The organism is Tepidiphilus sp. HLB4 (assembly GCF_054823945.1).
This window is the reverse complement of sequence record NZ_JSYB01000060.1, coordinates 1-11979: the sequence shown is the minus strand read 5'-3', so window position 1 is coordinate 11979 and position 11979 is coordinate 1. Positions and strand designations below refer to the sequence as shown.

The 11979-nt window shown below is 68.1% G+C and carries 12 protein-coding genes; 9 read left to right on the top strand and 3 right to left on the bottom strand.

The window, feature by feature from the left end; genetic code table 11:
* Nucleotides 1-54: 54 nt before the first annotated feature.
* Entirely contained in the window at nt 55-3975 is a 3921-nt protein-coding gene (gene purL, locus OA56_RS09085) for a phosphoribosylformylglycinamidine synthase (protein WP_461584810.1), read from the bottom strand.
* A gap of 117 nt (nt 3976-4092) precedes the next feature.
* Here purL and OA56_RS09080 point away from each other — a divergent pair, with 117 nt between their 5' ends.
* The 6 genes from OA56_RS09080 (at nt 4093) to rplS (ending at nt 7446) form a co-directional block, all read left to right on the top strand.
* Nucleotides 4093-4680, top strand: coding sequence for a CBS domain-containing protein (locus OA56_RS09080; protein WP_461584808.1), 588 nt, complete (start codon nt 4093-4095; stop codon nt 4678-4680).
* A 5-nt stretch (nt 4681-4685) separates the two neighbouring features.
* On the top strand, nt 4686-5378 hold the full coding sequence (locus OA56_RS09075; RefSeq protein WP_461584806.1) for a hypothetical protein: 693 nt from the start codon (nt 4686-4688) through the stop codon (nt 5376-5378).
* Between the two features lie 64 nt (nt 5379-5442).
* Nucleotides 5443-5697, top strand: coding sequence for a 30S ribosomal protein S16 (rpsP, locus tag OA56_RS09070; RefSeq protein WP_055423560.1), 255 nt, complete (start codon nt 5443-5445; stop codon nt 5695-5697).
* A 17-nt stretch (nt 5698-5714) separates the two neighbouring features.
* Nucleotides 5715-6227: a ribosome maturation factor RimM gene (rimM, locus tag OA56_RS09065; RefSeq protein WP_055423645.1), complete on the top strand. Its 513-nt coding sequence runs from the start codon at nt 5715-5717 to the stop codon at nt 6225-6227.
* Between the two features lie 3 nt (nt 6228-6230).
* The gene (gene trmD, locus OA56_RS09060; RefSeq protein WP_055423559.1) at nt 6231-6998 is read left to right on the top strand and encodes a tRNA (guanosine(37)-N1)-methyltransferase TrmD; all 768 of its coding nucleotides are present in this window, start codon (nt 6231-6233) and stop codon (nt 6996-6998) included.
* 61 nt (nt 6999-7059) lie between these two features.
* Complete coding sequence (gene rplS, locus OA56_RS09055) at nt 7060-7446, top strand: 50S ribosomal protein L19 (protein WP_055423558.1); 387 nt, start codon at nt 7060-7062, stop codon at nt 7444-7446.
* A 60-nt stretch (nt 7447-7506) separates the two neighbouring features.
* Here rplS and lptG read toward each other — a convergent pair whose 3' ends face one another.
* Together lptG and lptF are read right to left on the bottom strand one after the other, a co-directional pair.
* Entirely contained in the window at nt 7507-8589 is a 1083-nt protein-coding gene (lptG, locus tag OA56_RS09050) for an LPS export ABC transporter permease LptG (RefSeq protein ID WP_055423557.1), read from the bottom strand.
* Nucleotides 8586-9584 (bottom strand): LPS export ABC transporter permease LptF, encoded by a 999-nt coding sequence (gene lptF, locus OA56_RS09045; RefSeq protein ID WP_055423556.1) that lies wholly within the window; start codon nt 9582-9584, stop codon nt 8586-8588. The genes lptG and lptF overlap by 4 nt, the downstream gene beginning before the upstream one ends.
* A 73-nt stretch (nt 9585-9657) precedes the next feature.
* On the opposite strand from lptF, the gene OA56_RS09040 reads away from it, so the two are divergent.
* From OA56_RS09040 to OA56_RS09030, 3 genes are read left to right on the top strand one after another with little or no spacing between them, the layout of a single operon-like run.
* Entirely contained in the window at nt 9658-11172 is a 1515-nt protein-coding gene (locus OA56_RS09040) for a leucyl aminopeptidase (RefSeq protein WP_461584803.1), read from the top strand.
* 8 nt (nt 11173-11180) lie between these two features.
* Nucleotides 11181-11609 carry a DNA polymerase III subunit chi gene (locus tag OA56_RS09035; RefSeq protein ID WP_461584801.1) on the top strand — a complete coding sequence of 143 codons (429 nt, stop codon included), beginning with the start codon at nt 11181-11183 and terminating at the stop codon, nt 11607-11609.
* Entirely contained in the window at nt 11606-11869 is a 264-nt protein-coding gene (locus tag OA56_RS09030) for a hypothetical protein (RefSeq protein ID WP_461584799.1), read from the top strand. The genes OA56_RS09035 and OA56_RS09030 overlap by 4 nt, the downstream gene beginning before the upstream one ends.
* Nucleotides 11870-11979 lie beyond the last annotated feature (110 nt).

The following is an 11979-nucleotide window of genomic DNA, read 5'->3' as shown; positions in this document are numbered from 1 at the left end:
ACGACCGGACATTTCTATTTTGCCTTGACAGATATTCGACCGTTTGCGGCTTTTTCAACCCACCCAGCGCCTGGCATTGAGGAAGAGCTGGAACCACGGCGCCTCCTCGCCCAGGCCGGCCGGCGCCCAGGACCACTGCACGGTGCGGAAGGAGCGCTCCGGATGCGGCATGAGGATGGTGAAGCGTCCGTCGGGCGTGGTAAAGCCCGTGGAGCCTCCGGCCGAGCCGTTCGGGTTGAACGGATAGCGCTCGGTGGGCGCGCCGCGGTGATCCACGTAGCGCAGCGTCGCAATCGCCCGCTGCGCCTGCTCGGGCGAGGCGAACTCCGTGCGCCCCTCGCCGTGGCTCACGACGATGGGCAGGCGGCTGCCGGCCATGTCTGCGAAGAAGATCGAGGGACTCTCCATCACCTCCACCATCACGAAGCGCGCTTCGAACTGCTCGCTGCGGTTGCGGACGAACCTCGGCCAGTGCTCCGCCCCCGGGATGATCGGGGCGAGCTGCGCCATCATCTGGCAGCCGTTGCACACCCCTAGCGCGAAGCTGTCGTCGCGCGCAAAGAAGGCCGCGAACTGCGCCCGCAGCGCCTCGTGGTACAGGATGGCCTTGGCCCAGCCGGCTCCGGCCCCCAGCACGTCGCCGTAGGAAAACCCGCCACAGGCGGCGATCCCCTTGAATTCGTCGAGCCGGCGCCGGCCGGCGACGAGATCGGTCATCGGCACGTCCACGGCCTCGAACCCGGCCCGGGAAAACGCCGCGGCCATTTCCGCGTGGCTGTTGACCCCCTGCTCGCGCAGGATGGCCACGCGCGGGCGCACTCCGCTTGCCACCATCGGCGCCTTGCCCACCTCGAAGGTGAGGGTGCAGGAAAGGCCCGGGTCGGCCGCATCGGCCAAGGCGGCGAATTCCTCCTCGGCGCAGGATTCGTCATCGCGCAAGCGGGCGATGCGCCGGCTCACTTCGCTCCAGCGCTGCCACAGCGCCGTGCGCGGGGCGGCGTAGAGGAGCTGTCCGCCGTGCCAGATCCGCAGCTCGTCGCGATCATTGGGCGTGCCCACGAAATGATGTGCCACACCGTGCGCGCGCAGGATCTCGCGCACCTCCTCGCGCCGGTCGCGCTCGATCTGGATGAGCGCCCCCAGCTCCTCGGCAAAGAGTGCCGCGAGCACGGCGTCGTTGCGCCGCCCCAGCACGGTGTCGGCGCGCCTGGTCGAATCCACGTCCAGGCAGGCGCCGCCGATCGCCACCGTGTCGAGCTGCAGCGAAAGGCCGCAGCCCGAGGCGAACATCATCTCGGCGGCGCAGGCGAGCAAGCCGCCGTCGGAGCGGTCGTGATAGGCGAGCACCAGGCCGCGCTCACGCAGCGCACGCAGCGCCCGCCAGAACCCCGCGATTGCCTCGGGGCGCACGTCGGGCGCCTGCTCGCCCACCGAGGCATACACCTGGGCGAGCGCCGAGCCTCCCAGACGGTTTTTCCCCTCGCCCAGGTCGATCAGCACCAGCTCCGTCTCGCGCACGCCCTCACGCACGAGCTCCGGCGTGAGCGTGCGGCGCACGTCCTCGACCGGGGCAAAGGCCGTGACGATGAGCGACACGGGCGAGACCACCGCGCGCTCCTCGCCGTCGGCCTCGCGCCAGGCCGTCTTCATGGAAAGCGAATCCTTGCCCACGGGAATCGCGAGCCCCGTCGCCTGGCAGAAGCGGCTCACGGCCGCGACCGTCTCGTAGAGCCGCACATCTTCGCCACGATGCCCTGCCGCCGCCATCCAGTTGGCCGAGAGCTTCACCCGCGTGAGTTCAGCCACGTCGGCCGCGGCGAGGTTGGTGATCGCCTCGCCCACCGCCATGCGCCCCGAGGCGGCCGGATCGACACAGGCAAGCGGCGTGCGCTCGCCCATGGCGAAAGCCTCGCCCGCGTATCCCGTGAAATCGGCCGAGGTGACCGCCACGTCGGCCACCGGCACCTGCCAGCGCCCCACCAGCTGGTCGCGCGCCGTCAAACCGCCGACGGTGCGATCCCCGATCGTGATGAGGAACTTCTTGCTCGCCACCGCGGGCAGCGTCAGCACCCGTTCGATCGCCTCGTCGAGCGCGATCGGGGTGAGATCGAAGGGCGGAAGATGGATCGCCCGGCGCGAGACGCTACGCACCATCTTCGGCGGCTTGCCGAGCAGCGTCTCCATCTCCATGTGCACCGGGTCGTTGCCGAAGAGCCGGTCGTGCACAACGAGCATGCCATCTTCGCTCGCCTCGCCCACCACCGCGAAGGGACAACGCTCGCGCGCACAGATGGCGGCGAAGCGCTCAAGCTGCTGCGGCGCCACGGCGAGCACGTAGCGCTCCTGCGCCTCGTTGCACCAAATCTCGCGCGGGCTCATGCCCGGCTCCTCGATCGGGATCTCGCGCAGTTCCACGTGCGCCCCCAGACCGGCCCCATCGACGAGTTCGGGCAACGCGTTTGACAACCCGCCGGCACCCACGTCGTGGATGGAGAGAATGGGATTGTCGATGCCGAGCTGCCAGCAGCGATCGATCACTTCCTGACAGCGGCGCTGCATCTCCGGGTTGCCCCGCTGCACCGAGGCGAAGTCGAGCTCCGCCTCGTTCGTGCCCGCGCTCACCGAAGAAGCCGCCCCTCCCCCCAGGCCGATCAGCATCCCCGGCCCGCCGAGCTGGATGAGCAGCGTGCCCGGCGCGAAGCCGACTTTCTTCGCCTGCCGCGCCTGGATCGCCCCTACGCCGCCCGCGATCATGATGGGCTTGTGGTAGCCGCGCACCTCGCCGTCGACCTCGAGCTCGAAGGTGCGGAAGTACCCGGCCAGATTGGGACGGCCGAACTCGTTGTTGAACGCCGCCGCCCCGATCGGCCCCTCGATCATGATGTCCAGGGGCGACGCGATGCGCCCGGGGCGTCCATAGGCGCGCTCCCAGGGCTGCTCGAAGTCGGGCAGGTGCAGGTTGGAGACCGTGAACCCGGCAAGCCCCGCCTTGGGCCTGGCGCCGCGGCCGGTGGCCCCCTCGTCGCGGATCTCGCCGCCCGCGCCCGTAGCCGCCCCTGGGAAAGGCGAGATCGCCGTGGGATGGTTGTGCGTCTCCACCTTGCCGAGGAAATGCATGCGCTCGCGGTGGGCGCGCCACACGCCGTCGGCGTCGGGATGCAGCACCTCGCACTCGCGCCCCTCGAACACCGCCGCGTTGTCGGCATAGGCTACGATGGTACCTTCGGGGTGCGCCGCGTGCGTGTCGCGAATCCACTGGAAGAGCGACTTCTCCTGCTCCTGCCCGTCGATGATCCAGCGCGCGTTGAAGATCTTGTGCCGGCAGTGCTCGGAATTGGCCTGGGCGAACATCATGAGTTCGACGTCGGTCGGATCGCGCTGCATGTGCCGGTAGGCTTCGAGCAGATAGTCGATCTCGTCGTCGGAAAGCGCCAGACCCATGGCAGCGTTCGCCGCCTCCAGCGCCGCGCGCCCTTCACGCAAAAGCGGCACCGTCTCGAGCGGTTTGGGCGGAAAATGCGCGAAGAGCCTCGCCCCCTCGCCCGGGTCGCAGACCACCGCCTCCGTCATGCGGTCGTGCAGCAGGGCCGCCACCGCTGTGCGCTGCACCGCGGAAAGTCGCCCGAATCCTTCCAGTCGATAGACGATGCCGCGCTCCACCCGACGCACCGCAGAAAGCCCGCACTGGCGCACGATGTCGGTCGCCTTGGAAGACCACGGCGAGATGGTGCCGAAGCGCGGCAGCACCACGAGCGCGTCCGTCGGCGCCTGCGCCGGGGCCGGCTGCGCCGCCAGCAGCTCCATGAGACGCCCGCGGGCAAGCGCGTCGAGCGGTGCCTCGCACTCGGCCCAGAACCACTGTTGCGCCGACAGCGCCGCCTCCCGGCCGATCACCGCGGCCACACGCCGCGCCAGACGCTGCAACCGCGGCGCCGACCAGGCGGCGCCCCCTGCGAACAAGACGATTTCGCTCATTGGATGACCGTCGACCCTTTGCGGAAAACACCGATTATACCGTCCGCCGCACCCTTCCTTTCCGCAGCCGCATCGTCTATGATGCAGAGGAAACATTCAGGGACGGAGGAGAAAATAATGCTTTCATCGTGGAAACCCCTGCACCGGTTCCATCTCACGCCCGGCACCACGATCGACGCGCCGGACGAGGGCGCCGCACGCCAGGTCACGCTCGACTCCCCCGCGATCGAGGTGATGACCGACCTCGAGCGGGTGCACCCCGTCACCGCCCGCCCCGACGAATCGCTCGTCGCGGCCGAAGCGCGCATGATCCGCCGCGGCGTGCGTCTGCTGCTGGTGCTCGACCCGGCGGGCACCCTGCTGGGCATCCTCACCGCCAACGACATCCTCGGCGAAAAACCCCTGCGTTTCGCCCACGAAAACCACCTCAAGCGCGAAGAAGTGCTGGTGCGGCACGTCATGACCCCCTTTGCGCGGGTCGACACCGTACTCTTCGACGAAGTCGTGCACGCCAAGGTCGGCAACGTCGTCGCCACCCTGCAGGAATGCGGACGCCACCATCTACTCGTGGCCGAACAGCGCGATGGCCGCGTCAGTATTCGCGGCATCTTCTCCGCAACCCAGATCGCCCGCCAACTCGGCATGGAGATCGCCATCGATCCGCGGGCCCAAACCTTCGCCGAGATCGAATCGGAGCTGCGCTAACCCCCATGGCCAGGAAAAAGATTCGTCTGCGTCAACTCTACTGGATCCTGGGTTTGACGCTGCTGGGCATCATCCTCGCACCCTCCCTGCGATTTCTGTGGCATCCCCCGCCTTCCCCGCAGACCGCCGCCCCCGAGCCGCCCCTGCCCTGGCGCGTCGCGCTCGATACGCGCGGCCGCCCCGTCGTCTTCGGCCTCACGCTGGCAGGCAATACCGTCGCCGACGCCCGCCGCCAGCTAGGGGAAGACGGGCAATGGGCGATCCTCGAGCGGAAAGGAAGCGCGCACGTGCTCGAAGCCTACGATCCCGATTTCACCGCCGGCTACATCGAAGGCAAGCTCATCCTGCGCTTCGAAGGCGAGCCCGCGCTCCTCGAACGCGAATTCGCCCGGCGGGGCAAAAAGGCGCCCACGGCGGGCGGAGCGCGCAAAGTCGAACTCAAAGATTCCGAGCTCGCACCTTTTGCCGGTCTCACGCTCACCCTCGTCACCTTCCTGCCCAAGGCGAGCCTCGACGAAGCCGTCATCCGTGAGCGCTTCGGCCCGCCGACCTACGAATGGAAAGACGAGGAAGACGGCACCCGCCACTATCTCTATCCCGAGCGCGGCATCCACGTGCTGCGCGACGAGCGCGGCCGGACCGTGATCGAATACGCCGCGCCCGAGCGCCTGCGCCGCCTCGTTCCGTCGCAGCATTGATTCCTTTTGCTGAAGCCCGTATAATCCGCGGTTTTCGGTCACTATCGCACATCGAGGAACACGCATGGTCGTCATCCGTCTCGCCCGTGGCGGCGCCAAGAAGCGCCCCTTCTACAGCCTCGTGGTCACCGACTCGCGCAACCGCCGCGACGGTCGCTTCATCGAGCGCGTCGGCTACTACAACCCGCTCGCCTCCGGCAACGAAAAAGGCCTGTCCATCGATTTCGGCCGCCTCGACTACTGGACCAGCCAGGGCGCCCAGCTCTCGCCCACCGTGCTCCGCCTCGTGAAGCAAGCACGCCAAAGCGCCGCTGCCTGAATCCCGCGTTCATGGCCATCGTCGTGCTGGGGCGCCTCGTCGCCCCGTTCGGCATCAAAGGCTGGTTCAAGCTCCACGCATACGGCGACGACCCCGCCTCCTGGGCCGAAATGCCCCGCTGGTGGGTCGCGCCCGCGCCCGACGCCCCCCTCGAATCCTGGCAGACCTTGACGCTCGCCGAGCTGCGCCAACACGGCCGCGGCCTCATCGTCAAATTCTACGAGGTCGACGATCGCAGCGCCGCCGAATCCTATCAAGGCTGGTACGTCGGCGCACCGCGCGAAGCGCTGCCCGAGCCCGAAAAAGACGAATACTACTGGGGCGATTTGATCGGTGTCGAGGTGTATACGACAGGCGGCGCGCCGCTGGGCCGCGTCGCCGAACTCATCACCACCGGCGCGAACGACGTCCTCTCGGTGCGCGACGACGTGCGCGATCGCACCCACCTCATCCCCTTCGTACGCGCCTACGTGCTCGACGTGGATCTTCCGCAGCACCGCATCACCGTCGACTGGGATCCCGACTGGTAGCCGATGCGCCGCTACGACGTCGTCACGATCTTCCCCGCCATGTTCGCTGCGCTGACCGAGCACGGCGTCACCCGTCGCGCCCGCGAGCGCGGCCTCTACGAGCTCGCGCTGCACGACCCGCGCGACTTCACCCACGACCCCCACCGGCGCGTCGATGACCGCCCCTACGGCGGCGGCCCCGGCATGCTCATGCGGCCCGAACCGCTCACCGCCGCCCTGCGCCATGCCCGCGAGCAGCAACGTCGCGCCACCGGCTCTTCCGGCCCGGTCATCTATCTCTCCCCGCAAGGCAGACGGCTCGATCACGGCGAAGTGATGCGGCTCGCCGCGCGGCCGGCCTTCATCCTGCTGTGCGGCCGCTACGAAGGCATCGACCAGCGCGTGATCGAGGCCGAAGTCGATGAGGAACTCTCCCTCGGCGACTTCGTCCTCACCGGCGGCGAGCTCGCCGCCATGGTCGTGCTCGACGCGGTGATCCGGCAACTTCCCGGCGCGCTGGGCGACGCCCAGTCGGCCGAAGCCGACTCCTACGTCGGCGGCCTGCTCGATCACCCCCACTACACGCGCCCGGAAGTCTTCGCAGGCCGGGCGGTGCCGCCCGTGCTCCTGTCGGGCGATCACGAAGCGATCGCGCGCTGGCGCCTCAAGGAGCGCCTGCGCCGCACCCGGGCGCTGCGGCCCGATCTCCTCGCCTCCCGCCCCCTTTCCGTGCTAGAATCGCGCCTGCTCGAAGAACTCGAGCAGGAAGAAAGCCGCGACGCACCAGCCTGACCGGGCTGCTCTGCGCGCCACCAGCCCCGCGAAGGGGCGTTTTTGCTACCAGGAGCTCCTGATGAACCTGATCGAACAGATCGAACGCGAAGAGATCGCCCGGCTCACCGCCGACAAATCCATCCCCGACTTTCGCGCCGGCGACACGGTCGCCGTGCAGGTCAAGGTGAAGGAAGGCAACCGCGAGCGGCTGCAGACCTTCGAAGGCGTGGTCATCGCCCGCCGCAACCGCGGCCTCAACTCCTCCTTCATCGTGCGCAAGATCTCCTCCGGCGTGGGCGTGGAGCGCACGTTCCAGCTCTACTCGCCGCTGGTAGCCTCGATCCAGGTCGTGCGCCGCGGCGACGTGCGCCGCGCCAAGCTCTACTACCTGCGCGAGCGCAGCGGCAAATCCGCCCGCATCAAGGAAAAGATCGTGCGCAAAACCCAGGAAAGCGCGGCGCAATAATCCTGCCGGCTCTTCCCCCAAGAAAAGGCCCTCGCGGGCCTTTTCTTTTTCCCGCTCCTCTCAGCGCCGCTCCACCCAATGCATCATCGCCAGCGCGAGCAGCATGAAGGCCGCTCCCGGCAGCAGCGCCGCCAGCCAGGGCGACCACCCCGCGAGCACGCCCAGGCTGCCCGAGAGCGAATTGAGCAGATGGAAGGCCACTCCCAGCAGCGTCCCCAAAAACACCTTGAAACCGATGGGCGCGCCGCGCGCATGCCCCAGGGCAAAGGGTAGCGCCAGGGTCACCATCACGAAGGCCGTAAACGGATAGACCAGTTTGCGCCCCAGCGCCAGCAGGTAGCGGTCCGCGTTCTGCCCGTTGCGCATCAAGTGCTGGCTGAAGGTAGAGAGCGCCCGGATCGTCATCCGGTACGGCTCCACCATCAGCACCGCCAGCACCTCTGGCGTGAGCTCCGTCCGCCACTCGAGCTCTGGCACCGCCTCGGCCACGATCCGCTCGGCAGTGAAACGCCGCCGCTGCACCTCCTTCAGGCGCCACGTCTCACGCGCCGCATCGAATTGCGCCGCCGCTACCCGGTCGATCGCCGTCAGCGTCTGGTCGGACCCGAAGCGGTAGATCTCGAGCTCGCGCAATTGACCGTCGCTGCTAAAGCGGCGCACGTTGATGAAATCGTTCCCCTCGCGAATCCACACCCCCGAGCGCAGATCGCCTGTGGAAATGTCGCTCTCCCCCATCGCCTGCCCGCGAAACATGCGCGCCATCTGCTCTGCCGGCGGCACCAGCCACTCCCCCACGGCAAAGATGAGCACGGCCAGCACCGCCGCCGCCCACGCGAGGATACGCCACAGACCCGTCACCGACAGGCCCGAAGCGCGCAGCACCGCCAGCTCCGAGTGCCGCGCCATCTGTGCCAGCGCCCCCAGCGCCCCTACCAAGAGCGCGATGGGCAACAGCTCGTAGAGCCGCGAAGGCAGGCGCAACACCACGTAGAACAGCGCCTCCTTCAGTCCATAGGCACCGCGCCCGATGTCCTCCAGCTGATCCACGAAATCGAAAAACAAGAACAACGCCGCGAACACGGCCGTCACCACCGCCGTCCCCCGCAGCACCTCCGTCACGATCCATCGCCTCAGCACCCTCATCCGCGTCGGCTCCTCCAGCGCATCAGGCCGATCCAGGCCAGCAAAGCCATAGCGTGCGGCAAGGCCAAACCCTCCCAGAACCCGAGCCGTCCCCGCGCGATCCACCCATAGCTCACGCTGATGAAATTGGTATAGGCCACGAAGATCAGTACCGCCAGCACGAGGGCATAGCCCTTGCTCGTGCGCGGCCCCGCCTCTCCCAAAGGCAGGGCCATCAGCACGAGCAGCACCGCGGCCAGCGGCAAACCCAGACGGCGGGCGAGCTCGGCCCGCTCCACTCGTCCCGGTGCAAGCAACAACTGCGCCAAAGGCGCCGCCTTCATTTTGAACTTCGGCACCTCGCTCGAGCTCGCGCGCAAGCGCAGCTCCTGCCAGGCGAACCGTTCCACGCGAAAGGCGAGCGGTGCATCCCCTTCATCATAGCGCCGGCCATCGCGCAGGCGCACCCACTGCGCCCCTTCTCGCTGGAAGAGCTCGGCATCGGCCGCCAGCACCACCGTCGTCCTCCCCTCGCGCTGCAAGCGGGCAAACACCTGCTGCGTTCCATCTTTTCCCGGCGTCACGAAAAACACCCGCCGCCCGTCGCCCGACTCGCGAAACACGCCCGGCGCCACGCTCTGCGTCTCGTCGCGCGCCGCAGCGCTCGCTTCCAGCTCCGCCTTCTGTCGCTCCGCCCAAGGCGACACCCACAAGGTGAGCCACAGCACTCCCGCCGCCAGGGGCAATGCAAACGCCATCAAGGGGTCATAGAAACGCCACCGCGCCATGCCGGACGCGCGCCACACCACCCACTCCGAATCGCGCGCCAGACGCTGGATGGTCAACAGCACCCCGGCAAAGCCGCCCAGCACCAGCACCATCGGCAACTGCCCGATCGTACTCAGCCCGAGAAAAGTCCACACCAAATCCGCCGGAATGTCGCCCATGGCAGCTTCTCCCACCAGCCGCACCACGAGCACGGTCAGAGCTACCGCGAGCAACCCGAAGGCCGTCATCGCCGCGTTCTGTACGATCTCGGCTAAAATGCTTCGACGAAAGATCATCGGACCGACTGTGAGGAATGAGCCCGTGGAATTTACCATAAACGTCCAACCCCCCGAAAAAATCCCTGCCACCTCCTTCGTGCTCCCCGTCTTCGCCGACGAGCCCACGCCCCTCACCAAGCGCCTCGACAAGCTCACCCAAGGCAAGCTCACGGCGCTGCTAAACGAGGAAACCGACATCGACAAGGCTGGCAGCCTGCACACCTACACCACGCTCCCGGGGCTGGAAGCCGAACGGCTGCACGTCGTCTCGCTCGGGCCGCGCGCCAAGCTCGACCGGCGCGCCTGGATGAAGGCGGTACGCGCGGCCGCCGCGGCGCTCGCCAACGGCCCCGGCGGCACGGCGGTCGTACCGCTTGCCGAGCTCGAAGTCCCCGGAACCACGCTCGCCGAGCGCCTGCGCCGGCTCGCCACCACCCTGGAAGATGCCACCTACCGCTACGAGGCCACCAAGACCACCAACGGCAAGAAACCGCGTGGCGCCGAGCGCATCGAACTGCCGCTGTCCGCCCCACTTGCCCCCGACGAACTCGCTGCCCTCGAAGAAGGCCGCGCGATCGCCGCCGGCATGGCGCGCGCCCGCGAGCTCGGCAACCTCCCGCCCAACCTCTGCACCCCTGCCAAGCTCGCCGAAACGGCGCTCGAACTCGGCAAGGCGTACGAGCTCAAGGTCCAGGTGCTCGAGCGCGAAGACGCGGAGCGCCTCGGCATGGGTGCCTTCCTCGCCGTGGCCGCCGGCAGCAAGACTCCGCCCAAGTTCATCGTGGCCGAATACCGCGGCAGCGGCGAGAAACGCGGCAAGCGCCGCCCCATCGTCCTCATCGGCAAAGGCATCACCTTCGATTCGGGCGGCATCTGTCTCAAGCCAGCCGCCCAGATGGACGAGATGAAATTCGACATGTGCGGCGCCGCCGCCGTACTCGGCACACTAGAAGCCGTCGCCCGGCTCAAGCTCCCGCTCGACGTCGTGGCCATCGTCCCCGCCACCGAGAATCTCCCCAGCGGCACGGCCACCCGCCCGGGCGACGTCGTGCGCACGCTCGCCGGACGCACGGTGGAGATCCTCAACACCGACGCCGAAGGGCGGCTCATCCTGTGCGATGCCCTCACCTACGCCCAGCGCGAATACCGCCCCGAGTGCCTCATCGACGTCGCCACGCTCACCGGCGCCATCGTCATCGCCCTCGGCAAGGAAGCCACCGGCCTCATGAGCAACGACGAAACCCTCGCCCAAGCGCTCCTCGAAAGCGGCGAACGCGCCGCCGACCCCGCCTGGCAGCTGCCGCTGTGGGAGGAATACCAGGAAGCGCTCAAGAGCAACTTCGCCGACGTCGCCAACGTCAGCACCGACCGCGCTGCAGGCTCCATCACCGCCGCGTGTTTCCTCGCCCTCTTCGTCGAGGACGTCCCCTGGGCGCATCTCGACATCGCCGGCACCGCCTGGCGCTCCGGCGAGAAAAAAGGCGCCACCGGCCGCCCCGTGCCGCTGCTCGTCGAATTCCTCCTCGAGCGGGCCGCCGCCCGGCGCCACGCCGACTGACCCCTTCCATGGCGCACGTCCGCTTCTACTACGACGTGCCCGAGCCGCTCGCGCTCGCCTACGAGCTCGTCGCCCGCGCCTACCGCGCCGGGCAAGAAATAGCCGTGCGCCTGGAAGACGAAGCGACGCTCGCCACCTTCGCCCATCGCCTATGGACTCAGGAATCCGGCGCTTTCCTGCCCAACGTCCCCGCCGGCTCACCGCTCGCCGGGCAGACCCCCATCGTCCTTCTCACGGCCGAAGCCCCCATCCCGCCGCGCCCCGTTCTCATCCAGCTCGCCCGCTCCCATCCCGAGTTGGATCAGAACAGCGAATGGATTTTGGAGATCGTCGGCCCGCAGGAGAACGACAAAGCCCCGGCGCGAGAACGTTTTCGCCGTTACCGCGCCGAAGGGCACGACGTCCAGGCCATCCCCCGCAAGACCCCGACCCCATGACCCAGACCAACGACCCTTCTCCCTCCGCCCCGCCGCTTCCCATCGACGACTTGCCGCTCCTCACGGAAGTCGTCGATCACCCACCCGCCGAAAGCGCCTCGCACCCGCCGCCTGCCGCTACCATCGCACCCGCCGCCGAAGCCCAGCTGCGCTGGATCGAGCGGCGCCTGCCGCAGATCCTCGCCGAAGAAATGGCCCTGCTGCAAACCCGCGTCCTCACCCGTCTGCGGCTCGAGCTGGAACAGGGACCGCCGAAGTGAAGCTCGATTTTCAGGCCGGGATTTCGACGAATTCGCCGTAGGGGATCGGCGGGCAGAAACCCTTCGATGAGATGGCGCAGCACCTTGGGCGAGGAGAAGAGGTGCTTGTA